Genomic DNA, 25485 nt, shown 5'->3' on the forward strand with positions numbered 1-25485 from the left:
GAGGTTATACTACGGATTTTCACTTTAACACATAGACTATTTACAGTGTTAGGTATCGCTAGAACATAATTAGGGAAAAACTCCCTGAAAACAGTCGATATTCGCTCTAAATGATCTGAATTAGGGAATTGCTCCCTAAAAATCAGGGAAATCTCTTCATTTTCCACCAAATCAGCTAAATAATAGGGAGGTTTTCCCTAATTATTAGCCGGATGACAAAAGATCGCAGAATTACAGGGAGAAATTCCCTGATTTTTCTGTTGAAGCTTCATTAGCCCTTATAGACTCCGCAAAAAAAAGATAGCCCCAAAAACCATGAAATGGCTGAATGGGACCGCCCTTTTTTATTAACTACTCGGCAACTCCTGGCATAAACGCCATACAATACTGCTCAAGTCTGCTATTAGGTAGAGGAATGACCTTAACCGTCCGGAACTGATAATGCTCATAAATGGGCAAATTGCTCGGTGTCTGTGTCTCTAATGTACATAACGTATTGCTCATACGACATTCCGCGAGTAGCGGTGTCATGATTTTTGATACATATCCTTGACCTTGATATTGATCCTGCACTGCAAGCATATCCAAATGTTTATACTTCTGATCCCCAAACATTGATAACCACAAGGAACTCATACTACGCAAAATAGATAAACCACGTATAAATCCTCGCACCCCAATGATTCGGCAAATCGGCAATGACTTAATTATCGCAAGGACTATCTGTTTCATATACCTGACATTCGAAATCACTGTCCCTGTCTGACGCTCCGAATGGAACACTAAAGCCACTGCTTCAAAGTTAGTAGAAGTCGTTAGTAAATCCGAATATGGATACAACATCTCAATGTAACGATGAAAAAAAATATTCAACACGCGTAATCGGGTTGATTCATCAGGCAAGATATGCTGATATAACGGATCATTTTTGGCAAATGCTTCGGCCAGAACACTGGCTGCTCTTGGAATATCATGCTGCTGAATTTTTAGTAATGTACTACAAATAGTTCCACCTCATTTAATAGTCTTATGAATTAGTATAACTCGTCCAATTGAATATGGCACGATGGTTCTATTGTCATTTCTTTATTGAATACGATATGATTGAAAAGATTACAAAAATACTGGGAGGTAAAATGGAAGATATTATACTGTGGCTTAAATACTTGTTTCTAGGGTTTGTTCAAGGGGCAACTGAGCCAATCCCCGTCTCTTCGAGCGGCCATTTGATCATCGCACAGAAATTGCTAGGCTTAAAACAAAATGGGCTATCATTTGAAATCTTAACAAATACGGCTTCACTAATTGCGATTTGTTTTATTTTCCGCAAAGATATCGGAAGATTGATCACTGGATTCGTTCAATTTATTCTGACCCGCAAAGAGGAATATAAGTCGGATTTCCTCTTCTCTTTGTACATCATCATCGGTACCTTGCCTGCGGTAATTGTTGCCTTACTCTTCAAGGATCAGATTGAGGATATCTTCTCGTCGGTTCATACCGTATCCATCGCCTTGCTGGTTACAGGGGTAGCTTTATGGTTGATCCGTAACCTTCGCGGACGTAAACAAGATGGTGACTTAAAAGCGAAGGATGCAGTTATAGTCGGACTTGCCCAAGCAGTCGCCCTTATTCCTGGGATAAGCCGCTCTGGTGCAACTGTCATCTCTTCCATCGCTGTGGGAATGAAGCAAGAAACTGCTTTACGCTTTTCTTTTATGCTTTATATTCCTGTCAGTTTGGGCGGACTCGTTATGGGCGCATCTGATATTGCCCACGATCCTAACCGCTCGCAGCTAGCCATTCCATACTTGATTGCATTTATTACTACACTTATCGTTACTTATTTCTCCATGCGTTGGTTTATGGGGATTATGGCTAAAGGTAATTTGAAGTATTTCTCTTATTACTGCTTCTTAGCTGGGATACTTCTCCTCATCTTTATGTAAGACATAATTTCAATTAAAAAACCTCATGACAATCTCTGAGATCACAGAGAGAGCATGAGGTTTTTTTATATTATTTCAACATGGATATTACTTCATCGCTCGACCGGATCTTACCTATGCGAGGGAAGATAGTTTTGCATACATAATCATGCTCTTCTTTAGCCATCGCGGTCATAGCATCTTCTACAAAAACTTGATGATAACCAAGCTGATAAGCTTCTCTAGCAGTAGTATCCACACCAATCGAGGTAGAAATACCACATAATACGATCGTGTCTATACCGCGGCGTCGTAACTGCAAATCAAGATCTGTACCGAAAAATGCCCCCCACTGCCGTTTGGTAATCAGATGTGCATTTTTGATATTCGCTAATTCTGGTACGATGTCGTCCCAACCTTCTGGATAGGTCACGGAATTCATTTTCAAATCAGTTTTAGGTTTAAGCATATCTTGCCCATCTAGCCATGATACCCTCACCAGAACAACAAATCCTCCTTTCTCGGTAAAGGATTGGGCTAATTTGCTGGCATTCTCAACCACCTGAGCACTTGTATGCGGCCCCTGCTTTGGACTGTGGACAATTCCCTGCTGCAAGTCGATCACGACTAGCGCCGTTTTACTTGCCTCAATACTTTCAGATGCTAAGCTTGTTAATTCTTCCATTGTCTTCTCTCCGATTACTATCAATTTTTGTATACTACAATTACCCTATATTACCCAATAGGTGTCCCATTAGGTAATTTAATATCTGGCTTCAAGAGAACCACATCCCCTTTATCCGGTATTCCTCCAAGAACTAATACTTCTGATTGGAAACCCGCAATATTTCGAGCAGGAAAGTTAACTACCCCAATGATTTGTTGCCCTACAATCTCTTCGGCCTTATATCGTTTAGTAATCTGTGCACTTGATGTTTTACTTCCGATATCTGGTCCAAAATCAATTAGGAGTTTAATCGCAGGTATTTTTGCTTTTGCAAAAAACTCCGCATTAATAATTGTTCCAACACGAACATCAAGTTTCAAAAAATCATCAATAGTTACCATTTGCCATCCCCCTATTTAGCTAAAACATTTTCCGACTGCTTATTTACTTATTTTGAATGTTGTACTTTAAAGATTTCGCCCAAAAATACATTCCCATACCGAATAAGGTTATTATGCCACCTAAAAACTGGAATAACGATATAGTTTCCCCTAATAATAGATATGCAAGGACAATGGCAAGAACAGGCTCACCAATAATCCCAACCGAGACAGTAGTTGCTCCGATCGACTTTAACAAAAGGTTAAAGATGTATTGACCAAAAATAGTTGGAATTATTGCAAGAAGCAAAAAATAAATCCAATCTGATGAAGCATAATTAATTAATGAGACATTATTTATCAAATTGTACACGAGCATAACAGTACCACCAATAAAAAAGACGAAAATGCTGTATAGACTTGCATTGATTTTGCCGCTTACTTTTTGCCCGGCCAACAGATAGACTGAAGCAAAGAATGTGCCAATTAACGATAAACCATCGCCAATTAGTGCATCTTTCGAAACCCATATGTCTCCCCATGCAATAACAATCGAACCTAAAAGAGCAACAATCAGGCAAAAAACGGTTAGCAGGTTAACATGTTCTTTGAATAAAAAGTAAGACCCCATCATAACAAATAGCGGCTGTAACGATAAGATCACCATGGAGCTTGCAACTGAAGTATAGACCAATGATTCCATCCAGAATAAAAAGTGTAACCCTAGAAATAGGCCGGATAAAATAACGATGACCCAATCTTTTTTATTCATCTCAGTAGAACGAGCCATTTTCCCAGATGTAAAACAGAGCATGATGATTACAGAAATAAACAATCTATACATCCCGGCCACTGAAGTAGGTGTATCTGAAAGTTTAATCATGATTGAAGAGATAGAAACGGACAAGATACTGATAAATAACAGAATAAACGGATGAAATAGTATAGACGGTTTATTTGAACTAACCATAGTTCCTCCAAAATGTGTGACAATCCCTGTGCACAGAATTGTATGATAAGTCTAGGCTGGATATAATAATATCACCGTCAGGGTCTATATTGTGCAACTATATCTTTAATTTATATAGAAATATCGTCAAATAAGGAGAATAAGCACTTTGAAAAAGCAATTGCACGAATCCATTCAATTTCCTGATGATGCATTTCCATACATCATGTACACTCATACCAATTATGAATCTATTCCTAATGGCAGAGGGGTTAACGATCTACATTGGCACCAAGAACTACAAATTACTTTAGTGACCAAAGGGAAACTAACCATACAAGTCAACGGAATCAATTATGATTTAGAAGCAGGTCAGGCCATCTTTATTAATAAGAGCGTACTTCATATTGTTACGTACCTTAACCAAGAGGGTGAATATGTTAGTTTTAACTTCCCAGAGAAGTTACTTGCCTTTTATTCTGATAGTGCAATGGAAAAAAAGTATGTACTTCCGTATACCAATTCATTCTTGTTAAGTTTAGAAATCAAAGGAGATAAGGACTGGCATAATCAAATCCTACAAATTCTTTGGGATATGAAAAAAGAATTTGAATCGAAAAAAAAATGGGGATGGGAGTACGAAGTTTCTATCAAAACAGTCCAGTTATGGTTAATCCTTATATCAAATTTTTCTCTATCCTCTGAGGAATCGTCTAAATATAACAGACTCCAGCAAGAGAGACTACAATTAATGCTTAGTTTTATTCACAAAAACTATTCTAATAATTTGACATTGAAGGAAATAGCAGATACAGCACATCTAAGTGTATCGGAGTGCACTCGAGGTTTTAAGAAAAGTATCCATATGACTCCGTATTTCTACTTAATTAAATATCGCATTAATAAAAGCTGTGATTTGTTAATAGCAACTGACTACACGATAACTGAAATCGCACAGCGAGTTGGTTTCAATAACGCAAATCACTTTATCCAGTCTTTTAAAAAACACTTAAATATAACTCCTAAGGAGTTCAGAAAAATTAGAAATGAACGAACTTAAAAAATCAAAAAAGCAGAGTCGATCACTTTGTCTGATTGCCTTGTGTTAGCGTAATTTCGATGTCCTTCGTAAATCTCGAATATATTTCCAAGACACAAGCTTAATGTTTTCATTTTCTAATAGTCTATGATTTCGGGATCGCCATATAAACGATACCCCACTCTTTTCCAATAAAGTTACGTTTATATCTTCAACCTTTTCGTCCTGCATAAATTAGTGTTCAATTCTCCTATATGATAAACTTGCAAGAAGTTATCTGCTATTTATCTATTAATAAAGGAGCGGAAAAATGAGATGGGCAAAAAGAAAAAAACATTACCCGCCAATTTTGCCGAGCTGGTTAAAACGAATGATATATCTGCCTTAAAAGAGGTATTTGAGCTATGCGAATGGGATGCCCGTGGGGGTTACAGCAAAGGTACCGCCCTCAGCTTCCGGCAAATACCGGATGAAATGGTTTCCTGGCTTGTGGAGCAGGGTGCTGACATCAACGCTGCCGACAACTATAAGCGTACCCCTCTTCATGCTCAGGCTGCAACCTGGTCCGGAAATGTCCCCTTACTCCTTGAACTAGGTGCAGATATGGAAGCCCTGGATTACCAGAATGAGACACCGCTGCACTCAGCAGCAGCTTCTTACAAAACAAAAGTAGTGCGTGATCTGGTGGTACGCGGCGCAAATGTCCATGCAGAAAATAACCGAAAAAACACACCTCTCGCCAAAGGATTATTACAATGCCGGAATATCGATATAGTTCACATGGCAGAAATCTCGCGAATTATGCTGGATGCAGGAGCAGTAATCACGCCGGAGATGAAGGAATCCGTGCGGCGTATCGGCAAGGATTTTGAATTCGTCAGAACAAATTACAATAAAGATCGACTGGAGGAAACTGCAAATGCTCTCCTGGAGCTGTACCGGCAATTTGATGTCGAGCCTATAGCGAAACTGCAGAGACATGATGGAATCTCTCCTATCGAGGTAACGGAAGCCGCATGGCCCGCACAGCACCAAGAGCTGTGGGATTTTCTCGTCCCTGCTTCAGGACACGCGACAACGGTGCAGGGTGAGGTTATCCGCATCACAGGGCGGGTGTCTCATGAAATCCTTAATAATGGCGGAGGAAACTGGGATGCCGATTACCGTAAAATGCTGGATGCACTGATACGGCATTTTAGCACGGGAACGCCTTTAGAGCCCGTCCTTCTTCAAGAGGCAACATCACTCGCCAAACGGTTCCGCAACATCGCTGGCAATGAGCAACCGGCCAGATTATGCGAGCTGGCGGTGCGATGGGTACTTGCCAATCCTCAGCCTATTTCTATGACACAACCCGATTATTCCCGTTAAGTCTATCCAGAATCCTTAACGTTGTCTATTAGTTAACTAAAGAAAACAAAGAAACGCCCCGAAGAAAAAACTTTGGGGCGTCAATTTGCATATATTCTAGATCCAACAAGTTTTAAGGATAATAACGAGAAGAATGTAAAGCACAAGAATTGTACCCGTTGATGTCCAAGGATTAATACAAACTGGAGCCTTTTTTTGTTCTTGAACGCCCCCAACACAATTATATCCCATTTTAATCCCTCCCTAATTACTTTTTTAAATTTCAATTTCACAACAGCATATGACTATGTATCATCAAGTGATTGGGCATTAAATAACTTTGTCGCTTGTATCTAAGCCTATGACTCTATTCATTTTCTTTACCTTGACAAGCATCTGTTACTTTATGCTAATATAGACAAACCAATAACGTTGATATATCATCTATTCTTCTATTAGGAGAGATCATATGGATTCCAAAGACCCGCTAGGTTTAGTTATTCGCGATTTACATTTGGAAATAGCAAATTATTTAACAAAATTGCTTGCCCCTGTTCGACTTGCGCCTGAACAACATTTACTTATGGCTTTGTTGCTTGAGAAAGAAGGTTTATCTCAGAATGAGATTGCTAATAAACTCGGGAAGGACAAAGCCAGTGTTGCCCGAATGATCGCCAGCTTAGAGAGCAAAGGTTATATACGCAAAATAACAAGTACGCAGGATCGTCGTTCAGTAAATGTTTTTGTCACAGACGAAGGCAGAAAATTAGAGTCTACAATAAATGAGGTGACTATTAAATTAAACGAAGTTATCGCAACAGGACTATCTCCTGTGGATTATTCAACACTTAAGACTTTGTTAACTCGTGTGCAGGATAATGTAAGAGATGCTTAAAGCATTTCTCTCCCCCTTATAGTTGATATATCATCTATCATGCAAAAATAATACGAATCAAAATTCTGAAAAGAGGTTCATCATTATTATGGAATCATCATCAACTGTTCAAGTTAAACGTCCAGCCCTCATGGCCTTCTCGCTTATGTTAGGTGCATTCGTCGGGCTATTTAGTGAAACCGCCTTAAACATGGCTTTTACAAATTTAATGGATGAATTTTCAATCAACGCCTCAACGGTTCAGTGGCTAACCACAGGATATTTACTTGTATTAGGTATCCTCGTTCCAATATCCGCCCTATTAATGCAATGGTTTACCACTAGACAATTATTCACAGCTTCCTTGCTATTATCTATCGTCGGTACATTAATTGCTGCCCTCTCGCCTAATTTCACCTCATTATTAATTGCACGATTAGTGCAAGCCTTAGGGACAGGCTTATTGCTTCCATTAATGACCAATATTATTCTTATTATTTTTCCTGCACATAAACGCGGAACTGTCATGGGAATGATGGGACTCGTTATTATGTGTGCACCGGCCCTTGGACCTACTCTATCTGGTTTAATTGTAGATCATTTGGGCTGGGAGTATATCTTTTGGATAAGCTTACCTTTATTGTTATTTACATTAGGTTTCGGATTAACATTCATCAAAAATGTAGCCAACATCACAAAACCTAAAATTGATATTTTATCCATCTTGCTTTCTACTCTTGGATTTGGTGGAATCGTCTTTGGTTTTAGTAACTTTGCTGATCATTCTTTGAGTGAAATCATTGTTTTGCTGCCTCTTATTATTGGTTTCATCAGCTTGATTTTGTTTGTATTACGGCAATTTAAATTGGAAACCCCAATGCTGAATTTACGGGTATTTAAATATCCTATGTTTACGATAGGTCTTATAATGCTCTTTTTAGGGATGATGATCATTTTATCTTCTGCAATTTTATTACCTTTATATTTAAAAGGAGGTTTATTGTTATCGGCCACAATGGCTGGTACTCTACTTCTTCCAGGCAGTGTTATTAACGGGGCTATGGCTCCAGTTACGGGTAGAGTATTCGATAAATACGGTCCGAAATTATTGCTGCCGCTTGGATTTTTTATCGCAACCATTGCTGGTTTTCTATTTACAAGAAACTCTACTGAAACCAGTAGCCTAACCTTTATTTTAATACACTGCGCAATGTTTATCGGATTAGCTATGGTCATTATGCCCGCTCAAACCAATGGGTTAAATCAATTACCCGTGAAATACTATCCGGATGGAGCTGCTGTTATGAGTACACTTCAGCAAATTGCAGGTGCTCTTGGTACAACGTTCGCTGTTACGCTAATGTCTAGCGGACAAACACGATTTGCAAACACACATCCAACCGCTGCACAGCCTGAAATATTAACCGCTGGAATTACACATGCTTACTTATTTATCGCAGCAATTGCAGGTATTGGATTGATTATATCGTTATTTGTGAAGCGTATTCGAGTGTATTGATTTGTATGTGAAAAAGACAGTGGACATGAACTGCCCGCTGTCTTTTTTTAAAGTATAACCCTAAGGCTTTAACTCATATGTTTTTCATAAAAAACTAATGTTAAGTTGTCATTTATTTTTTTGGTTTCCCCCGTGCTTCTATACCCTAACTTTTCATATAAATAGCAATTTCTTTGCTCCTGTATAATACTATCCAGCTCCCATTTCTTTGCATCTTTATATCTCTGTTCAATGATTGCAAAAACCTGCTGGGCAATCCCCTTTCCATGGTGTTCTGGCAATATAAAGATGATGCTGACCCGATAAGCTTTATTATCCTTTTTAACGATACGGACACCGCCCACAGCAATATCAAAATACTTAATCATATAATAATCTGCAAAAGACTGATTAATTCGATCCCTGATTTGTTCCACAGATTCATTGGCTGGGCTGGTTTCATAATCTTTATATTTCTCCAGCAATGGCATAAAGGCTTTGACTTGCATTTCATGAATAAACTCTGCGTCGCTCGCGTCTGCTTTACATAAAGAAATCTCCATAAAGTTATACCCCTCCGAAAGTTAGTAAATATATAAGCTGTCAGATATTCTTTTTATCCTTCGGTTTAGAGGAATCTCTAAAAGAGCCCAAGATCCCCGTAAACAGTCCAATTAATCCAATAAAAACGCCTATCCCGTGACCACCCTCATAGGCTAATATCACAACTACTCCAAACAATGTAATGTGAAGACCAAAAAGTTGAGTTTGTAGCACACTAGGCCGGATAAAATCTAATAATGCTCCTGCGTGAAACATTACAACAACTAGCACAATTAGAGCGGTTAAGATCCATAATCCTAAACTAATCATCCATACCTCCATTAAAATTTATTATCCACTGGGCACTCCTGATTTCAAATAAAGACACTTGAGCCTCCCGGCTCCAGCGTCTCATCATGTTGATTTATGGTTTGTTTTTGGGAAGGATATAGAGCGTTCCGTCTTCTTTATATTCAGCATAGGCAATATCCTCAATGCAATTATAACCAGACTCTCTGACGCGTTCCTGAATCTGCTCCTTGTTCATCGATCTGCCCCGCATGGACTCTTCCAGTACCCTGCCTTTATCAATAACTGTTATGGAAAAAGCAGAAGACTGCTCAGCTTCAGACTTGCGCATAACCGATAGAGAGCCGTTCGTTTCAAGCAGAGCATACCGTACTTCACTTAGGGAGAAGATATTTTGTTGCCTCAGCATGAACAGCAGTTGGGTATACTCAATATCGTATTTCTCCAACAAATCCTGATTCACTTTGCCATCGTCAATTAGCAGCACTGTCCGGCCTTCCGCCATGTTCCCGAATTTCACAAAATGGGTGGTCACCTTTTCGAACAGATAAGATAATGCGGTCCAAATAAAAAGAGCAAACAGCAGATGCCAGATCTTCACCTCATCATCATATATCGTATTGCCGACAATTTCACTTAAAATCAATGAAGACAGAAAATCGAGTGGTGTCAATTGACTAAGCGTCTTGCGGCCGGTAATAAAGGTAATGATCCACAAACCAAAAAAGCTGATGACCAATTTGACGCCTATAGATACAAATATCTCCATTGCTGCACCTCCAGATGGGACTCGTACAGGCTCATTGCCCTTTTTACACGAAATCCATTCATGAGAGGTATTACACACTCCTAGTGGGGTATAAACAGCAAAAGATACTCTCTGCAACTTGCCTATGTTGGGATAGTTATAAGGAACGTTGTCCCTTTGCCTTTTTCACTATCGACTTCAATAGTTCCTTTCACTTTATCGACGGTACTGTAGACCATAAGCATACCCAGCCCCGTTCCTTCTGCTTTAGTCGAATAATACGGCTTACCGAGTCGCGATATTTCATCTTTAGTCATGCCGACTCCGTTATCTTTAATACTGATCATAATATTTTGTTTTTTTTCAAATATATCGATAAATAGCGTACCGCCATCGGTTTCCTTCATCGCTTCTATACCATTTTTATATAAATTAATTAGACACTGCTGAATCTGGTTTCGGTCATAGTTTTTATTTAACGAATTATTAAAACTAAATTGGACATCTACTTTGTGCATAGTGGCATAAGGCATTATGATATTTTTAGTATATTCTGATTCTGCCTTCATATTGGAGTAAACCATGTTTTCAGATTGTGGCTTGGCAAAGGAGAGATAATCACTTACAATTTTTTCTGCTCGCTGTAGCTCTTGTAGAGATAACTCTACAAAGCCCTTTTCCTCTGGCGTCATCGTTTTAGATTTATTTAATAGCTGCAAAAAACCACTAGTCACTGTAAGTGGATTTCTGATCTCATGGGATACACTTGCCGCTAGCTCGCTGACGACATTTAATCTTTCCGATTGGACAATCCGTTCCCGATTTTTAATATTGGAGATAATTTTCTCAATCAAAATCATAATGACACTCATCACCCCAACATGAGTTGTCAACGCATTTAATGAAAGAATCCAAAATTGCCTGTCTAAGGAATCCTGAACAAAACCTAAAATTAACAGATAAACCCCCATAATTAGCAAAGCAATCAGACTTGCCGCAATCACACGGCCCTTCGATGGTAATTTTAAAAATCTATTTTTATATAACGGCACCAAAATCAGAATCGCTGTCGCAAATAGAAACGAATAAAATACTCCACCTCCACCCACATAGAATCTGTAAGCATTCAAAATAATATATAGAGGAAGAACGTTCCTATATCCTCCAAACAGTGCCACAATAATAAACGGAATGTACCTTAAATCAAAAATATAGCCAATTTCAAGTCTGATAGGTTTTGCAATACAGAGACTCATGGTCACTGCAGACATAAAAACGAGAATCAATCTATTGTAGGAATAGGCCCGATTCTCAAAGAATATTAGAAATGTTAATACTGGAAAAAGCAAAAACAAAAAATTTAAAAGTAGGGTTTCAAACAAGAGATGACTTCCTTTCAGCCTTTTGCTGCGTAAATGAATATATTCAAGGTTATATTAAGAGTTTTAGATCATTACCTAAGCTAACATTATAAGTCACAGTATTGACTATACACTATGTATTTCTCAACCATTTTTCAAATAATCCCAAAAAATCATACTATAGAACCACAATTAGCAAAAAAATACAGACATCTGAAATCTGTTTGGGGTCATCAATTTTCGTATTCCTGAATATCTAAATTGTAAACTGTACCTTCGTAGTTTTTAAGGGCTCATAATTCTAGAGCTGCCACCTTTCTGTATCTGAGAGAAGGAGAGGATTTCATTGCATCCCATAACCGTAATCGAAATTGTAACGTCGGTTGGGTTTGTCCTTGTCATTTTTGTTATAGTATTAGTTTCACCTACGAGGATTAGAAAACTCGGTTTAATCGTAGCCTCTATATTAACATTACTTTTGCTTTTATCCTTTGCGATTCGTCCCGTTTGGATTGAGTTTCAAGTTTCTAAAAAAACAGAACAACTTAATCAATATCTGGAGAAAAAATACCCTTATCAAGAGTGGGAGATTAGCCGGCCAGAAGGTAGACAATATAATCCTTATCATTTAACGGTTAGATTTAAAAATGAAGCGGGCTGGGCTTATACCTATTTAGTAGCAGACAATAATATTCATCAAATCGTTTGGATCCCACCAGAAGGCAAATCTCCTGAGGAAGGAACGCATTCGGAAATGAATCATTAAGTTGTCTTACACAGAAAACAGCCATCCCCTCAGGATGGCCGGTTTTTATTTCACTAAAAATCCGTTAACTGTGATATGGAGCGGAGTCAAACTAACTTCGCTCGGATCTCCACTTTTGATAATAGCAATGGAGATAGCTATAAGCAATATTTTCCGGAGAAGAAATAAGTACTACAGCCTAAAAACAATTTGATTTCCTGTCTCATTGTTCTTGAAGGGTTTACCATGTTCCCTGAACTCTAATATAACACCTGAAGGATCGTCAGAGAGCGGTGGAGAAATTACGTAATTATAAGAAGCTTTTCCGGTTGAACTTCCGCCATTCATCATTCGACTATCATATTCTTCGCCTATAAACAGCTCGAAAAAGCTATGGTTATGAGAATTTGTTGGAAGCTCAGTTGTCATGTCCCAATCTATATTAAGGGTGACCACACTAGCATTACTATATTGGCGTATAGAGGTCAGTGTATAAAAAAATCCATCTTTCTCAATTGATTTAAGAACTGCAATATGTTTTCTAAAATCAATTGGCTCAACCATCGGTTTAAAATGATCTTCACTTAGCAACGTCCCAAATACCGCTTTCAAAAAATCCTCATAGAGCTCATAATTTTCTGCCCATTTAGAGATAGATTCAAACGGTGGGAATCCTGGATTATTATTCGAGATTTCCTTTCGTTGCTTAATCAATGCACATATTTGCTCGTCAATATCCTTAATTTGCAGATCGTAATGTTCGGTTGGTCGTACAAACGGCATCCTTTTCATTTTGAACCTCCTTTTTGCACAAATGCAAAAGAAATCTCAGCTTCACATACAAGCTCACTATTTACTGTTGCGGTGCCTTTGCCTTTTACAATTTCACCTTTCATCCGATTGACTTCGAATTCGAGAAGAAGCTGATCCCCAGGCGTTACTTGGCGCTTAAAACGGGCATTATCAATGCCAACTAATAACCCTATCTTGCCCATCAGCTTCTCGTTTTTGCACATTGTGATTCCGCCTACCTGGGCTAATGCCTCCACAATTAAAACACCCGGCATAACAGGATGCTCAGGAAAATGGCCGCTAAAAAACGGTTCATTAATGGATACATTTTTAATACCTACTGCTCTTTTGTTCTCCTCCAGCTCTATAATTCTGTCCACTAAAATAAACGGATACCGATGAGGAATAAGTTCTACAATCTGCTGTATATTTAGCATAATTCCCGTCTTAGCCTCCTAAAATACTTTTTGGGTAATTTTAACATCAGAAGTGATTTTGTACTACTCAAAAATACCCGGACAACTGGCCTATAACATCACTTCTGGAGATCCTAAAAAAACAACGGCAACCCTGGACTAGAAAATAAAGTCCACGACTGCCGCTTTTTATTGATCTATTGTACCCTAGCTTAAGATTCAACTCGATTAACAAACACCTGTGTCTTTCTCCCTGCTTCAATTCGTTCAGTGAATTTTCCGCCAGTGTATTCCTCTATCACCTTTTTCCAAAAGCGTTGTGCGGGCTCGTTATTATCTATTTGGTAAACTTCCCATTGCCCCTTATGTATATTAAAAATATCTTTTGCAACTAGTCTACCTAATCCTACTCTCCGATACTTTTTTATAATAAAAAACTCTGCAATGGAAAAGTATAAATCATCATCTCTATTTTTTATTTTGACTAAAACGAATCCAGCATTTTTCCCATTCAGAGTTAACAGATATGGGAAATTCGATTCTTCTGTCCAGTAATCGTTGAGAGGATAATCATTAAATTTTCCGTTTTCTTCAAGGTGCAAATCCATATACTCGGAGAAATCATACATATAAAATTGCATTAGGTTGTTGAGGATTTCTTTTTCCTCAAGGGTCGCCCTTTTAATTTGATAGTTCATCTAAAAATCATCCCATATCTATATTTTATCTAATTATTAACGGACTCTTCTATTTTCTCGAATAAGTTTCTTTGCATCCTTTTGAGAAATAAAATGATTGTTGTTGTACGCTTCGATGGATTGATTCCCAATGACTTTGCAGTAATATGTTACCACTCAAGAATACTCTCTTTCAACTTTACAAATTTTTACTTTGTAATTTTGGTACCATTCTTTCTTACCTTTCTCCTGAGCAACTTTGTGAGATTGATGCTGTTTCCAGTTCCTAATCGCGTCCAAGCTCTCCCAATAAGAAATCGTAATACCCGCTCCTGAAGAATCCCTGACACTCTCCACTCCTAAAAACCCAGGTTGCCCGGAGGCAAGCTGCTCCATTTTTTCAGCCATAATGTTATACCCGTTATCCCCCTCCGTACGTTGACTTGAAAATATGACTGCATAATAAGATCCGTTTGATTCATGAACCATTCCGCTCAAACTCCCCTTTAATCGTAGATGTTTTTATATAAAACAGATTATACTATTATAATTAAGATAAAAATAATGAATATTAATCGTTAGTTTAATGAATTTTTTTCATACATTATTGAGGAGAGAAATCATTATGAATCTTTTAAAATATCAAATTTTCAGTAAGGTAGTTGAGATCGGCAGCATTACCAAAACAGGAGAGATATTAAATTTAACACAATCAGCCATCAGTCATGCGCTTTCAAGCTTAGAAGCTGAATTCGGACTGTGTCTTCTCATAAGAAACAGATCGGGTATCCGGTTAACCAACGATGGCGAACGTTTAATCCCACATATCAGAGAAATCCTGCAACTTAATGAAAAACTCAATCAAGAAGTAGCTGCATTAAAGGGTGTCGAAATCGGAACTGTGAAAATAGGTACTTTCTCTAGTGTATCGATCCAATGGATGCCTCAAATCATTAAACAATTTCAAAATCAGTTTCCACATATTGAAATAAAACTACTTGATGGTAACTACTCTGAAATAGAAGAATGGATTGCCGATGGAACCGCTGACTTGGGATTTGTTAATCTGCCTACTCGAGATGCTTTTCATGTGGTCCCTCTTCAAAAAGATAGGATGGTCTGCATTATGTGGCAAAATCACCCTCTCGAACGCCAATCAACCATCCGCCTTGAGCAATTGATTGATGAACCTTTTATCATGCCCATTGCGGGTTGTGACACCGATGTAAAGCGAATTTTCTCGCAAAATAAACTCACACCCACGATCAAATATGAATTAGAAGATGATCATGCCATAATCGCCATGGTACAAAATGGTTTAGGGTTAAGTATTCTCCCAGAAATGATTTTGTCACATCTCCCCGACAATGTATGTTATCGCCCATTGGAAGGCGAGTATTATCGTTCTATTGGTATTGCAGCCGCCTCCATTAAAAATGCCTCTCCAGCGGCAAAAAAACTAATTGAATTCATAACACAATGGATCACCAACGTGCCCATTCCTCCGCATTACCGTGATTTATGAGATGGCTCAACGCGCTGTCTGTAACGGCAAGCTTTAAGGCTATCCTTCGCAGAGTAGTCCCTTTTTTTGATCCAGCATTAACGTTAGCGTCAGGGGAAACGATTCTTCACTATGTATCTTTTGCGAAATTCACAACTCCCGGGACACGATAATTTGCACAACATAGAGAACAGCCTGCTGGCTGTTCTCTATCGCTGTCTGCCTTAGAAGCACGTGAACGAGCTAATCCGATTCAAATCAATGCCGAAGTACGACCAGAAAAAACCATTCCATCTGAACCCTGCAATAGAATTACGTCCGACGAAAACCGGAAAGAACCAGAATTGCTCGCCGTTGTTCAGCCAAATGTATGTGTTGCGGAACAGGCAGCGTCTGATCCCGCCGGGATCAATGGCAAATGTGGTAGACGACATTTGTGGCACGAATTGCGGTGGAGGAGCCGTCGGCGCTTGAACGCCTCCCGGTGCACCCCCCGGAAATTGTCCGGGGGTTCCACCCGGAAACCCTGGTCCTCCTGGCACGCCAGGTCCGCCTGGTCCGCCTGGGAATCCTGGAAATCCCCCTCCGGCTCCCGGTGTTGGAAAAAATCCCATATGTGATCGCTCCTTTCAATGAGTAGGCATAATCATCATATGCATTCGCGGAGAGAGCGTTTGGGCGCAATAGGCGTTTTTTCAAAAAATGAAAATCAACAATAAGATCTAACATAGGCACTATCAGAAACCTAATTTGCCTCTACTTATGGTACGTTCAGCGCATCATAGATAAACTGACCAATTACACTCAGCTTTACCTGCTGAATTTTTTCCGTCCACATCACCTTACTAAGTTTTTAACTTTAATATTGAATCTTCACTGATGTGATGTAGATGCCTGGTCAGCCTTCACACAATCAATAGCGACAACGAACGCAATCATGAGCGTCTCCATCTCATCCTTCAATATTTGAACCTTATAGCTATCACCCCAAGTGAACCACTCTTTGTTCACTTTACCGATGACTACACCATGCTGTAAAACCTGAAAATCCATGTCCCACCAATTACCATGTACCTCAATGTCAGCCGCATCAATCGTATAACGTGCTTTAAAGAAAGAAAACTCCTTCTTAATCGTCAATACCTCTCGACCATCTACTTCTACAAAAAACTTTGGTAAAAAACTGAACACTTTTTTCGTAATAAGTGCGACTTCATCTCTTGTTGTATTCATGATGGAGAATGTCTTGGGAATTTGCATAAAACTGCCCTCTACGTAATAGACATCTTGCTCCTGCAGATTCTTTACCGTGAATTTACCACTTAGACTGAATACCTTTTGTTTTATATAAAGTTGCTTCATTCTAAGCCTCCTATCGTTCCTCTTAGTTAACATCATTTTAGACAAATGTTATAGTTGTTTTGTCATAATAAAATCTATTTGTTCTTCTTCACCCATATAAAAAGAATGAGTTCCTGTATGAACAAACTTCATTTTTTCATAAAAGCTAATAGCGTTTTTATTTTTTTCCCAAACCCCTAACCAAATCTTCTCTTTATTACATTGTACCGCTATTTCTATAGCTTTATTTATTAGATATTTCCCAAGCCCCTGTTTATGAAATTTTTTTCTAATATAGATCCTCTCGACTTCAAGTGAATCATTACCCATTACTTCAGATTGAGCATCCTCGGTGTTTACCTTTAAATACCCAGCGATTTCTTCATTAAAATAAATAAAATAGAATTCTGATGAGCTATCCGACAATTCTTTTTCTAATTGTTTTAAGTTAAATGCTCTATCCAGGTAGGCCTTCATATTTTCAGGTGAATTTTGATTACTAAATGTCTCATTAAATGTTTCAACACTAATTCCTTGAAGTGAACCTAGATCTTCGAACGTGCACTTTTTTATATTGATAGCCATATCGTTTTCTCCTTTTAAAATATCAATTTACAAATAAACTCTTATTTCGAGCTCTAATTATATGGTGTTATGCAGATGTGACAGGAAAATAGTATACCATAATTGTTGTATTTGCAACAAAAAAACTAAGGATTTACCATTCATTCTACCTATTCGCGTATTGGCGTAATCAGTCTCTATGCGGCAGTCAGAACTCCAAAAGGGGAAGCGAACGAGGTTTTGGGGATTCGATGATGGATGGCGGTTACTTTCGGACCCAGATGACGTTATTTGCGAATATTTCGGCTTTGGAGCAAGGTTTCGGACCCCAGTGCAGTTATTCCCCCGAAAAGGCTGCTTTCGGGGTGTTTTTCAGGCTAATAACGGCTATGCGGTCCGTTAGGATTCCAAAAGTGAGATATGACGCGTCTAAGGGGCATCTGAGTCCGTTAGATGCTACCGGGCGCGCAAACGTGGTCGAAGAAAGTGTGGCTTGGGAGTTTGATGATGGATGACGGTTACTTTTCGGACCCAGATGACGTTATTTGCGAAGATTTCGGCTTTGGAGCAAGGTTTCGGACCCCAGTGCAGCTATTCCCTCGAAAAGGCTTCTTTTGGGGTGTTTTTCAGGCCAATAACGGCTATGCGGTCCGTTAGGGTTCCAAAAGTGGGATATGGCGCGTCTAAGGGTCATCTGAGTCCGTTAGATGCTTCCGGGCGCGCAAATTTGATCCAAGAAAGCGTGGCTTAAAGGTGATGATAGTGGAAGTGAGCCAACTTTGAGAAATCGGTGATGGAGAATAGATCGGCGAGATTTGCGGGTCTACGATGGAGAAAGTCAGCGGGGTTTGGAAAACCGGTGATAGCAGTAGCAAACGAAGTATGAGGATTCGTGGATAGAGGAAGCGAACGAGGTTTGGGAATTCGATGATGGAAGATGGTTACTTTCGGACCCAGATGACGTTATTTGCGAATATTTCGGCTTTGGAGCAAGGTTTCGGACTCTAGTGCAGTTATTCCTTCAAAAAGGCTGCTTTTGGGGTGTTTTTCAGGCCAATAACGGCTATGCGGTCCGTTAGAATTCCAAAAGTGGGATATGACGCGTCTAAGGGTCATCTGAGTCCGATAGATGCTTACGGGTGTGCAAATATGATCGAAGAAAGTGTAGTTTTTTTTTGGGGATAGCGGAGGTGACAAAAGTAGAGGGTTCTTGATGATGGAGGAAGCAAACGAAGTTTCAGGATTCGCGGATGGAGGAAACGAGCGACGTTTGGGGGACGATGATGGAGCAAAAAAAATGAGGTGCCCCAGCAGCCATTTTCGGCTTTTGGGACACCCATCCTTTCCGCAATGCGCATATAGCGCAGTATGGTGGACTGGTCAGAGCCCGGTTAAAGCCATCTCATAAATCTTTTTTTAGATAGTTTAATCTGATTACTTTCGGCCCATGCGGTTAGTTCTTTCATTCCTTTGTATTCGTCGTCAAGAAAACTAAAACATAATTTATAGGGAGGAAATTTGTGATCTACAGGTTTAATGCCTATTACGGGTATGAAATAGCCCTTTACATAAATATTATCAATTTGATTCGCTTGAATTTCTTTGTTTTCTACTATTATAGCGTCCGGATGAATCCGAACCTCAATGAACTTTCTAATCGTAATGATCCTATAGAGCAATATGATTACAACAATCAGACAGAAAGCCGACCATATATAACCAAAATAAAGTAATACTTTATACTCCATATTATTTCTGGTATTTAACAATAGTATGCCACTTGAAAAAATCATAGAAAACAGAAGCGACATTAACGACGGACGACTCACCTTATAAGCACCTATATTTTCCATAACCCCCTCACTTTCTCAGACTATTATAACTTACTATATTTCATAAATTATGGATATGGCACTTCTTTTTAATCCACAGGAATCTCAATCACCTTGTTATATTCCTTCATATAATGTATTCCTTCTATCAGAATACTTTCAGGTTTCGTTTGTGTATCAAATAATAAGGTGCGTTCCTTCATGAGTTTACCGTTCGTTTGTTCTGACTCTTTTTGATTAATTGTTGTTTTTAAAGCCGTGTTTTCGTTAGCATTTTCTATAGACACACCATCCAGCATTACATCCTCATCTGTAGCAATAGTTACTTCAATCCCTTGAGCGGTCTTGGTCACATCTTTAATCCATAATTCTTTATCCCCTAGTAGAATCGGCTCATTACTATCAGCATTTAGAGGATACTTCTCTTCCAGCTTCTGATATCCAACAAACTCTTTAACAACCAGCTGCAATGAATGTAATTCTTTTGGCAAGGTGTCATAACGAATATCAAATGATCTCCCACCCAGCGAGGTTTTATTGCTACTACCTAATATTTCTACAGGCTTTCCATTGGCAATTAATTGAATGCCTTCTAACCCTAATCTTATTCGATCGAAATTCTCGACATTCATACTCCCTTTAATCACAGTCATGGTGGGTGTGGCCGTGATCGACTTGAAGGTAATTGATCCTTTGTCGGCTTTGACCTTTTTATTAATCGACTGTTTGATCTGAGTCACCATCGCTTGATTTGGATTATAAGAAAACGTTATGCTCCCTTCACTCATCTGCCCTTTCTGTGGAGGTCCCCAGTAATGAAGTGTCAGTTTTTTCGAGAATGGGCTTACGCTATCAAATGTCATCGTGCCTTTTATTTCTGTATGTTCGTCGTTGATTAAAGATACGCCACTTCTTATGTTGGAATTCGTGAGAAACCCTTCTATTTTTGAAGGACTAAAATGATCTTCCGTCTCCTCTAGTCCCTTAGGATTGTTTAACGTGTAATACACAATAAATTGATTGGCATCTGCCATAATTCCGTTAATCGTAAGTTCTGTTCCATCTGCTAACGTCGTCTTTTTGTCTATGCTTTGTCCCATTCCTTGTTCATTGAGTTGTTGTAAAGTTCCCTCTAACACCTCATCAAAACCAAATAACTTTTTTCCATAATAAGCGAAGGCATTATAGCTGTTTCCAGAAACTACTATCACTAATATAATGACGGCTGCAATCTTCCAGAGGGGCGAGCTTTTTCTTTTTATTCTTTTTGGAGGTGCCGAGTCTAAAGCATTTCTTAATCTCATTTCTAAACCCTCAGGTGCAGTTATGGACTCTAAATTCCTCTTCTCATCCACTAATCGTTGTTCGACGTTATTGTTCATCAACATCACCTCTGTAATGATTTTTCAGCGTTTGTAATCCATTGTAGATCCTTGATTTAACAGTTCCGATCGAGACCTGTGTGATCTCAGCTATCGTTTGATAATCGAGATCATGAAAATACTTCAATTGAATTGCTTCTCTTTGCTGCTCGTTCACATGTAACAATAACGCCTGCATATCCATTTGCTGTTCACTTTTATGATAAGGATCGCCTGATGCAACATCGGCTTTTTCCTTCTCGTCAGTGATGCTCCAGTCCTCTAATAACACCAGCTTGCTTCGCTTATGAAGTTGCCTTTTACAGCCGTTTACCAAAATCGTCTTACTCCAGCTGTAAAAAGACTCCTCTTTCTTAAGTTGGTCAATCTTCTCGTATAACGTAACTATCATTTCCTCCATGGCATCCATAGCATCATGCGCATTTCCCATATAGCTGTACGCAAGCCTATAAAAAATATCTTTTTCATACATGATTAATTGCAGCAAAACTTCTTTATTTCCCTTTTTAGCTTTATTCACCAATCGAACAACATCCATGCCTTCACCTCTCTCCCCTATATGAGTCAGGAGCACTGTAAAAAGTTCATCTTCATAAAAAATTTTTATATATCGTGAACTATTCAATCCACCTAAACTGTAATATTCAGGAAAATTTCACTCAGACATACCCAAATCTAGTTGATTTTAAACGCTTCAATGTAATAGAATGAACTAATCTAAAAAGAAAAGGATGGGCATAAGCAATGCCGTTTAAAGAACCTCGTACACTTAGTAAAAGATCCCTGCTATTCTTCTCTCTCATTATGCTTGTAAAAAGCTATTTTGCCTGGTATTTTCTATTTGAAGATGGCCCTACTTGGACCACTTGGCTTAAAGAAATCCCTTTTGTACTTCTAGTCTTTTGCTTGATTGAATGGTTCGCTACGAAACGAAAAATTGCAATTTACATGCTTGTCAATGTATTGATTACTACTCTATTTTTCTCATTAATTGTATATCATAATCATTTTGGCATCATTGCTACTTCGCAAGTATTAGATCAGGTCAAACAAGTGGGAGCCGTAAAGAAAAGTATATTTTCGGTCCTTCGTCCTCAATATATGCTTATCTTTGTGGATATCATTGTCATCAGCTTGGTTATGTTTAGAAAACAGAAAGCGCTGGATTGGAAAAAAGCCATGTCGCGCAAAAGTAACCGTAAAGCGGTGGCAGTCCTGTTCTGTATTTCCATCATCATTTGTGCAATGAATATTTTTCCAAACCGTGCCAGTATGAACGAAACGATTAAAGCGGAACAAATGGGCATTCTTAATTATGAAGCCTACTCTCTGCTAGCTGATCAAGAGGAAGAACAAATTGACGTTTCTGAGATTACGCAATCCACTATTGATAAAACTAAAGGAATTCAAGCTAGCTCTAATCCGGTTTTATTTGGAGCCGCCAAAGGAAAAAATCTAATCATTCTGCAAATGGAGTCTTTCCAGAACTTCTTAATCAATCTAAAGATTGATGGACAAGAAATCACACCAAATATGAACAAGCTTGCCGCCAGCAGCTTCTACTTCCCGCGTTTCTACCAGCAGGTTGGACAAGGCAACACTTCAGATGCAGAGTTTATTGTGAACACTTCTTTTTATGTACCCCCTGATGGTCCAGCTACCCAAATGTACGCTCCTAAAGAGCTACCAAGCTTACCCAAGCTGCTGCAAGCAAAAGGTTACGATACGGCAACATTCCATACGAACGAAGTCGACTTTTGGAACCGTGGTGAGCTTTATAGTGCTTTGGGATTCAATCGTTATTATGATAAAACTTACTTCGGGGAAGAAGACACAGTATTCTATGGCGCTTCTGATGAAGTTTTGTATGAAAAAACAGCTGCAGAGCTGGCAAGAATGGATCAGAATGAGCAACCCTTTTACTCCCATGTAATTTCGATGTCATCTCATAATCCGTTCTCCATCCCAGAGGATAAATACAAAATGACACTTCCAGAGCGATTCGAAGGAACGCTTGTTGGCGATTATATTCGGGCTCAGAATTATGCTGATTATGCGCTGGGACTTTTTATCGATGAGCTCAAACAAAACGGTGTGTGGGATAACAGCTTGATCGTATTGTACGGGGATCATCGTGGACTGCCTATCTTCTCTTTAAAAGAGGATGATCATCTCCTACTGGAAGAGATTCTCGGCCATGAATATTCGGAACGTGAATTGATTAATATTCCGTTGATCATGTCAGCGACAGGGATTACAACTCCTAGTGTAAAAGAACAGCTAGGCGGGCAAGTGGATATTTTACCTACCGTATCTAATTTGTTGGGTGTCTCTCTTGCAGATCATATTCATTTCGGACAAGATCTCTTGAATCAATCAACTTATAACTTACTACCACAACGGTATTACTTGCCTACAGGATCTTTCGTAAATAACGAAGAGCTCTTCTTATCCGGCAGTGGCTTCGAGGATGGCCAGCATTATACTTTATCTGGTAACGGCAACCAACCTCTGCAATCCACAGAAGACGAATTCGAGCGTGCCTTACAGCTACTCCATTTGTCAGACAGTTATGTTACACAGCTACCGGATAGAGTTATTGAAGAATAAGCTGCAATGTATAGCAAAAAAGACTGTGCACACCAAATCGGTGAGCGCAGTCTTTTTCTATAATGGTTATTATTTTGACTCTTTAACAACTAGTTTAAGCGGTGCCGCAATCAGCTTCTCTACGGTTTTGCCTTCTAATACATCCTTAGCGGCTTGAATGGCTAGTTGGCCAATTAATTCAGGCTGCTGCGCAACGGTTCCTGTTAATTTACCAGCTTCGATGGATTTAAGTGCATCTTCATTTCCATCAAAACCAATCACAGGGATATTCTTGCCTGAACTTTGAATCGCTTCAATAGCACCTAGCGCCATTTCATCATTATGAGCGAAAACTGCTTGTACGCCAGGATTTCCTTGTAGAAGGTTCTCCATAACGGTCAGGCCTTTCGTGCGGTCGAAATCAGCTGTTTGCTTAGCAATGACCTCTAGCTGGCTGTCCGCAATCTCATGGAATCCCTTACCGCGTTCCCGAGTCGCTGAAGCTCCTGGGGATCCTTCTAGCTCGATGACCTTTGCACCTTTCCCAAGCTGCTCTACAATATATTGTGCCGCCATAGAGCCACCCTTTACATTATCAGAGGCAACAAGAGCTTTGATATCCCCTTGATCTGCGGAACGGTCCAACGTAACGACGGGAATATTTAAACTGTTAGCTGTTTGCACTACTGTCGAGATCGCTGATGAATCCACTGGATTGATCAATAACGCATTCACACCTTTTTGCATCAAATCTTCGACGTCATTACTTTGTTTAGCAGAATCATTTTGGGCATCAATGACAAGGACTTCCAAGCCTTGCTTCTTAGCCTCGGCCAAAACACCATCTTTAACGGATACAAAGAAGGGGTTATTCAATGTAGATATGGATAATCCAATCTTCATGTTCTCCAGGCTTCCACCACTGCTAGGCTTAGCCCACTCTGGAGGCTCCAAGGAACAACCTGTCATGAGAATTAATAGTAAGGAAGTAAGAATCAAAGTTAACTTTTTCATGTTGGAATCCCCCTTATACGGCTTTCTTACGGTCTATGAGTACGGCAATGGCAATAACGATCCCTTTGACCACCATTTGGTAAAAAGAGGATACGCCGAGCAAGTTCAATCCATTGTTCAAAATCCCGATAATCAGTGCACCAATCAATGTGCCCACGATACGTCCACGACCACCAGTTAAGCTCGTACCGCCTAATACTACAGCTGCGATAGCATCCAACTCATAAGATGTGCCTGCTGTGGGTTGCGCTGAGTTCAATCTGGAAGTCAGGATCGCTCCTGCCAATGCGGACAACATACCGGTCAATGAATAGATCATTATTTTAATGCGGTCGACTTTAATCCCTGAAATAATAGATGCTTTTTCATTACCACCAATGGCATAGGTTTTACGACCAAATGGAGTTTTGTGCAATACAACCCATAAGACTGCGAAGACGATGATCATTGTTATAGCAGGTACAGGTATTCCTAGTAAATATCCACGGCCAAACAATTGGAAGGTCATGCTGTCTCCGAGACCTGTGATCGGATTTCCGTCTGTGTATACAAGTGTTAATCCCCGGAAAATCGTCATGGTCGCCAACGTAGCGATAAATGGCGCCATTTTACCTTTTGTAATCATCAGTCCGTTGACCATCCCCATCACGCCACCCGCTAAACAACCTACAATAATGGCTAAGACAGGATCCCAACCAGACAACATCAGGTTAGCTGTGAAGGCACTGGATAGGGCTAGAATAGAACCCACCGATAAATCGATACCACCCGTTAGAATAACAAAGGTCATCCCAAAAGCGATAAGCGCATTTATGGCAACTTGTCTAAGCAAGTTCAGGATATTAAGGGGCTCCATAAAGCTTGGGTTCAACACCGTAACGATAACAATTAGAATAATCAGCCCTAGTAATGGACCTAGCTTCTGTGTAATTTGCCCGATTTGAAAACCTTTATTTTCTCTCTCACCTTTGATAGTTGTCATT

30 protein-coding genes are annotated in these 25485 nt (G+C 39.3%); 9 read left to right on the forward strand and 21 right to left on the reverse strand.

Annotated features, from left to right (window positions below):
• Positions 1–351: 351 nt before the first annotated feature.
• Positions 352–732, reverse strand: coding sequence for a GNAT family N-acetyltransferase (locus MHH89_RS11085; RefSeq protein ID WP_341087129.1), 381 nt, complete (start codon positions 730–732; stop codon positions 352–354).
• Between the two features lie 404 nt (positions 733–1136).
• Here MHH89_RS11085 and MHH89_RS11090 point away from each other — a divergent pair, with 404 nt between their 5' ends.
• Positions 1137–1949, forward strand: a complete 813-nt coding sequence (locus tag MHH89_RS11090) for an undecaprenyl-diphosphate phosphatase (RefSeq protein ID WP_036688882.1) — start codon at positions 1137–1139, stop codon at positions 1947–1949.
• Between the two features lie 70 nt (positions 1950–2019).
• Here MHH89_RS11090 and MHH89_RS11095 read toward each other — a convergent pair whose 3' ends face one another.
• Genes MHH89_RS11095 through MHH89_RS11105 form a run of 3 tightly spaced genes read right to left on the reverse strand, consistent with a single transcriptional unit; the run spans position 2020 to position 3945 of the window.
• Positions 2020–2613 (reverse strand): hydrolase, encoded by a 594-nt coding sequence (locus tag MHH89_RS11095; protein ID WP_076127313.1) that lies wholly within the window; start codon positions 2611–2613, stop codon positions 2020–2022.
• Positions 2614–2663: 50 nt separating this feature from the next.
• Entirely contained in the window at positions 2664–2996 is a 333-nt protein-coding gene (gene csaA / locus MHH89_RS11100; protein WP_076127315.1) for a chaperone CsaA, read from the reverse strand.
• A gap of 43 nt (positions 2997–3039) precedes the next feature.
• On the reverse strand, positions 3040–3945 hold the full coding sequence (locus MHH89_RS11105; RefSeq protein WP_076276115.1) for a DMT family transporter: 906 nt from the start codon (positions 3943–3945) through the stop codon (positions 3040–3042).
• Between the two features lie 148 nt (positions 3946–4093).
• Between MHH89_RS11105 and MHH89_RS11110 the strand changes: the two genes are divergently transcribed.
• Positions 4094–4984 carry an AraC family transcriptional regulator gene (locus MHH89_RS11110; protein WP_076276114.1) on the forward strand — a complete coding sequence of 297 codons (891 nt, stop codon included), beginning with the start codon at positions 4094–4096 and terminating at the stop codon, positions 4982–4984.
• Between the two features lie 294 nt (positions 4985–5278).
• On the forward strand, positions 5279–6334 hold the full coding sequence (locus tag MHH89_RS11115) for an ankyrin repeat domain-containing protein (RefSeq protein WP_340033297.1): 1056 nt from the start codon (positions 5279–5281) through the stop codon (positions 6332–6334).
• A 96-nt stretch (positions 6335–6430) separates the two neighbouring features.
• On the opposite strand, the gene MHH89_RS11120 is transcribed toward MHH89_RS11115, so the two are convergent.
• Complete coding sequence (locus tag MHH89_RS11120; RefSeq protein WP_232061537.1) at positions 6431–6511, reverse strand: YjcZ family sporulation protein; 81 nt, start codon at positions 6509–6511, stop codon at positions 6431–6433.
• Between the two features lie 271 nt (positions 6512–6782).
• On the opposite strand from MHH89_RS11120, the gene MHH89_RS11125 reads away from it, so the two are divergent.
• Complete coding sequence (locus tag MHH89_RS11125) at positions 6783–7208, forward strand: MarR family winged helix-turn-helix transcriptional regulator (RefSeq protein WP_076127321.1); 426 nt, start codon at positions 6783–6785, stop codon at positions 7206–7208.
• 79 nt (positions 7209–7287) lie between these two features.
• A complete protein-coding gene (locus MHH89_RS11130) occupies positions 7288–8706 on the forward strand; it encodes an MDR family MFS transporter (protein WP_445739140.1) in 1419 nt (472 codons plus the stop codon).
• A 68-nt stretch (positions 8707–8774) separates the two neighbouring features.
• Here MHH89_RS11130 and MHH89_RS11135 read toward each other — a convergent pair whose 3' ends face one another.
• The 4 genes from MHH89_RS11135 to MHH89_RS11150 form a co-directional block, all read right to left on the reverse strand.
• Positions 8775–9248, reverse strand: a complete 474-nt coding sequence (locus tag MHH89_RS11135; RefSeq protein WP_076127325.1) for a GNAT family N-acetyltransferase — start codon at positions 9246–9248, stop codon at positions 8775–8777.
• 40 nt (positions 9249–9288) lie between these two features.
• On the reverse strand, positions 9289–9558 hold the full coding sequence (locus tag MHH89_RS11140; RefSeq protein ID WP_076127327.1) for a hypothetical protein: 270 nt from the start codon (positions 9556–9558) through the stop codon (positions 9289–9291).
• Between the two features lie 94 nt (positions 9559–9652).
• The gene (locus tag MHH89_RS11145; RefSeq protein ID WP_076190621.1) at positions 9653–10306 is read right to left on the reverse strand and encodes a DUF421 domain-containing protein; all 654 of its coding nucleotides are present in this window, start codon (positions 10304–10306) and stop codon (positions 9653–9655) included.
• Between the two features lie 122 nt (positions 10307–10428).
• A complete protein-coding gene (locus MHH89_RS11150; RefSeq protein ID WP_076127331.1) occupies positions 10429–11667 on the reverse strand; it encodes an ATP-binding protein in 1239 nt (412 codons plus the stop codon).
• 325 nt (positions 11668–11992) lie between these two features.
• Between MHH89_RS11150 and MHH89_RS11155 the strand changes: the two genes are divergently transcribed.
• A complete protein-coding gene (locus MHH89_RS11155; protein ID WP_076127333.1) occupies positions 11993–12412 on the forward strand; it encodes a hypothetical protein in 420 nt (139 codons plus the stop codon).
• A gap of 171 nt (positions 12413–12583) precedes the next feature.
• On the opposite strand, the gene MHH89_RS11160 is transcribed toward MHH89_RS11155, so the two are convergent.
• The 4 genes from MHH89_RS11160 to MHH89_RS11175 all read right to left on the reverse strand — a co-directional run bounded on the left by MHH89_RS11160 (position 12584) and on the right by MHH89_RS11175 (position 14765).
• On the reverse strand, positions 12584–13183 hold the full coding sequence (locus MHH89_RS11160; RefSeq protein WP_076127335.1) for a chorismate mutase: 600 nt from the start codon (positions 13181–13183) through the stop codon (positions 12584–12586).
• The gene (gene fabZ / locus MHH89_RS11165) at positions 13180–13620 is read right to left on the reverse strand and encodes a 3-hydroxyacyl-ACP dehydratase FabZ (protein ID WP_076127337.1); all 441 of its coding nucleotides are present in this window, start codon (positions 13618–13620) and stop codon (positions 13180–13182) included. The genes MHH89_RS11160 and fabZ overlap by 4 nt, the downstream gene beginning before the upstream one ends.
• Before the next feature lie 191 nt (positions 13621–13811).
• Positions 13812–14297, reverse strand: a complete 486-nt coding sequence (locus tag MHH89_RS11170; protein ID WP_076127339.1) for a GNAT family N-acetyltransferase — start codon at positions 14295–14297, stop codon at positions 13812–13814.
• A 156-nt stretch (positions 14298–14453) separates the two neighbouring features.
• Entirely contained in the window at positions 14454–14765 is a 312-nt protein-coding gene (locus tag MHH89_RS11175; RefSeq protein WP_340010623.1) for an antibiotic biosynthesis monooxygenase family protein, read from the reverse strand.
• A gap of 136 nt (positions 14766–14901) precedes the next feature.
• Between MHH89_RS11175 and MHH89_RS11180 the strand changes: the two genes are divergently transcribed.
• The gene (locus tag MHH89_RS11180; RefSeq protein ID WP_076218169.1) at positions 14902–15801 is read left to right on the forward strand and encodes a LysR family transcriptional regulator; all 900 of its coding nucleotides are present in this window, start codon (positions 14902–14904) and stop codon (positions 15799–15801) included.
• 203 nt (positions 15802–16004) lie between these two features.
• On the opposite strand, the gene MHH89_RS11185 is transcribed toward MHH89_RS11180, so the two are convergent.
• The 3 genes from MHH89_RS11185 to MHH89_RS11195 all read right to left on the reverse strand — a co-directional run bounded on the left by MHH89_RS11185 (position 16005) and on the right by MHH89_RS11195 (position 17706).
• Positions 16005–16394 (reverse strand): collagen-like protein, encoded by a 390-nt coding sequence (locus MHH89_RS11185; protein ID WP_341087134.1) that lies wholly within the window; start codon positions 16392–16394, stop codon positions 16005–16007.
• A gap of 259 nt (positions 16395–16653) precedes the next feature.
• Positions 16654–17142 carry an LURP-one-related/scramblase family protein gene (locus MHH89_RS11190; protein ID WP_341087135.1) on the reverse strand — a complete coding sequence of 163 codons (489 nt, stop codon included), beginning with the start codon at positions 17140–17142 and terminating at the stop codon, positions 16654–16656.
• Positions 17143–17190: 48 nt separating this feature from the next.
• On the reverse strand, positions 17191–17706 hold the full coding sequence (locus MHH89_RS11195; RefSeq protein WP_076183033.1) for a GNAT family N-acetyltransferase: 516 nt from the start codon (positions 17704–17706) through the stop codon (positions 17191–17193).
• Between the two features lie 490 nt (positions 17707–18196).
• On the opposite strand from MHH89_RS11195, the gene MHH89_RS11200 reads away from it, so the two are divergent.
• Positions 18197–18436, forward strand: coding sequence for a hypothetical protein (locus tag MHH89_RS11200; protein ID WP_076218173.1), 240 nt, complete (start codon positions 18197–18199; stop codon positions 18434–18436).
• 640 nt (positions 18437–19076) lie between these two features.
• Here MHH89_RS11200 and MHH89_RS11205 read toward each other — a convergent pair.
• From MHH89_RS11205 to MHH89_RS11215, 3 genes are all read right to left on the reverse strand, one after another.
• On the reverse strand, positions 19077–19538 hold the full coding sequence (locus MHH89_RS11205; RefSeq protein WP_339244127.1) for a hypothetical protein: 462 nt from the start codon (positions 19536–19538) through the stop codon (positions 19077–19079).
• 68 nt (positions 19539–19606) lie between these two features.
• On the reverse strand, positions 19607–20899 hold the full coding sequence (locus MHH89_RS11210; RefSeq protein WP_341087136.1) for a DUF4179 domain-containing protein: 1293 nt from the start codon (positions 20897–20899) through the stop codon (positions 19607–19609).
• Positions 20889–21437 carry an RNA polymerase sigma factor gene (locus MHH89_RS11215; RefSeq protein WP_341087138.1) on the reverse strand — a complete coding sequence of 183 codons (549 nt, stop codon included), beginning with the start codon at positions 21435–21437 and terminating at the stop codon, positions 20889–20891. The genes MHH89_RS11210 and MHH89_RS11215 overlap by 11 nt, the downstream gene beginning before the upstream one ends.
• 206 nt (positions 21438–21643) lie before the next feature.
• On the opposite strand from MHH89_RS11215, the gene MHH89_RS11220 reads away from it, so the two are divergent.
• Complete coding sequence (locus MHH89_RS11220) at positions 21644–23509, forward strand: LTA synthase family protein (protein WP_076310458.1); 1866 nt, start codon at positions 21644–21646, stop codon at positions 23507–23509.
• 69 nt (positions 23510–23578) lie between these two features.
• Here MHH89_RS11220 and rbsB read toward each other — a convergent pair whose 3' ends face one another.
• Both rbsB and MHH89_RS11230 read right to left on the reverse strand, forming a co-directional pair.
• Positions 23579–24502 carry a ribose ABC transporter substrate-binding protein RbsB gene (rbsB, locus tag MHH89_RS11225; RefSeq protein WP_076218178.1) on the reverse strand — a complete coding sequence of 308 codons (924 nt, stop codon included), beginning with the start codon at positions 24500–24502 and terminating at the stop codon, positions 23579–23581.
• Between the two features lie 13 nt (positions 24503–24515).
• Positions 24516–25484 carry an ABC transporter permease subunit gene (locus MHH89_RS11230; protein WP_076127362.1) on the reverse strand — a complete coding sequence of 323 codons (969 nt, stop codon included), beginning with the start codon at positions 25482–25484 and terminating at the stop codon, positions 24516–24518.
• Position 25485: the final 1 nt, after the last annotated feature.

It is taken from the genome of Paenibacillus sp. FSL H7-0323 (genome assembly GCF_038002725.1).
Lineage (GTDB): Bacteria > Bacillota > Bacilli > Paenibacillales > Paenibacillaceae > Paenibacillus_AQ > Paenibacillus_AQ odorifer.

Coding starts and splice junctions, on each gene's coding strand:
- MHH89_RS11085 (WP_341087129.1), bottom strand. CDS start 732: ATGAAACAGATAGTCCTTGCGATAATTAAGTCATTGCCGATTTGCCGA.
- MHH89_RS11090 (WP_036688882.1), top strand. CDS start 1,137: ATGGAAGATATTATACTGTGGCTTAAATACTTGTTTCTAGGGTTTGTT.
- MHH89_RS11095 (WP_076127313.1), bottom strand. CDS start 2,613: ATGGAAGAATTAACAAGCTTAGCATCTGAAAGTATTGAGGCAAGTAAA.
- csaA (WP_076127315.1), bottom strand. CDS start 2,996: ATGGTAACTATTGATGATTTTTTGAAACTTGATGTTCGTGTTGGAACA.
- MHH89_RS11105 (WP_076276115.1), bottom strand. CDS start 3,945: ATGGTTAGTTCAAATAAACCGTCTATACTATTTCATCCGTTTATTCTG.
- MHH89_RS11115 (WP_340033297.1), top strand. CDS start 5,279: ATGGGCAAAAAGAAAAAAACATTACCCGCCAATTTTGCCGAGCTGGTT.
- MHH89_RS11125 (WP_076127321.1), top strand. CDS start 6,783: ATGGATTCCAAAGACCCGCTAGGTTTAGTTATTCGCGATTTACATTTG.
- MHH89_RS11135 (WP_076127325.1), bottom strand. CDS start 9,248: ATGGAGATTTCTTTATGTAAAGCAGACGCGAGCGACGCAGAGTTTATT.
- MHH89_RS11140 (WP_076127327.1), bottom strand. CDS start 9,558: ATGATTAGTTTAGGATTATGGATCTTAACCGCTCTAATTGTGCTAGTT.
- MHH89_RS11145 (WP_076190621.1), bottom strand. CDS start 10,306: ATGGAGATATTTGTATCTATAGGCGTCAAATTGGTCATCAGCTTTTTT.
- MHH89_RS11160 (WP_076127335.1), bottom strand. CDS start 13,183: ATGAAAAGGATGCCGTTTGTACGACCAACCGAACATTACGATCTGCAA.
- fabZ (WP_076127337.1), bottom strand. CDS start 13,620: ATGCTAAATATACAGCAGATTGTAGAACTTATTCCTCATCGGTATCCG.
- MHH89_RS11170 (WP_076127339.1), bottom strand. CDS start 14,297: ATGAACTATCAAATTAAAAGGGCGACCCTTGAGGAAAAAGAAATCCTC.
- MHH89_RS11175 (WP_340010623.1), bottom strand. CDS start 14,765: ATGGTTCATGAATCAAACGGATCTTATTATGCAGTCATATTTTCAAGT.
- MHH89_RS11180 (WP_076218169.1), top strand. CDS start 14,902: ATGAATCTTTTAAAATATCAAATTTTCAGTAAGGTAGTTGAGATCGGC.
- MHH89_RS11185 (WP_341087134.1), bottom strand. CDS start 16,394: ATGGGATTTTTTCCAACACCGGGAGCCGGAGGGGGATTTCCAGGATTC.
- MHH89_RS11190 (WP_341087135.1), bottom strand. CDS start 17,142: ATGAAGCAACTTTATATAAAACAAAAGGTATTCAGTCTAAGTGGTAAA.
- MHH89_RS11195 (WP_076183033.1), bottom strand. CDS start 17,706: ATGGCTATCAATATAAAAAAGTGCACGTTCGAAGATCTAGGTTCACTT.
- MHH89_RS11200 (WP_076218173.1), top strand. CDS start 18,197: ATGACGGTTACTTTTCGGACCCAGATGACGTTATTTGCGAAGATTTCG.
- MHH89_RS11205 (WP_339244127.1), bottom strand. CDS start 19,538: ATGGAAAATATAGGTGCTTATAAGGTGAGTCGTCCGTCGTTAATGTCG.
- MHH89_RS11210 (WP_341087136.1), bottom strand. CDS start 20,899: ATGAACAATAACGTCGAACAACGATTAGTGGATGAGAAGAGGAATTTA.
- MHH89_RS11215 (WP_341087138.1), bottom strand. CDS start 21,437: ATGGATGTTGTTCGATTGGTGAATAAAGCTAAAAAGGGAAATAAAGAA.
- MHH89_RS11220 (WP_076310458.1), top strand. CDS start 21,644: ATGCCGTTTAAAGAACCTCGTACACTTAGTAAAAGATCCCTGCTATTC.
- rbsB (WP_076218178.1), bottom strand. CDS start 24,502: ATGAAAAAGTTAACTTTGATTCTTACTTCCTTACTATTAATTCTCATG.
- MHH89_RS11230 (WP_076127362.1), bottom strand. CDS start 25,484: ATGACAACTATCAAAGGTGAGAGAGAAAATAAAGGTTTTCAAATCGGG.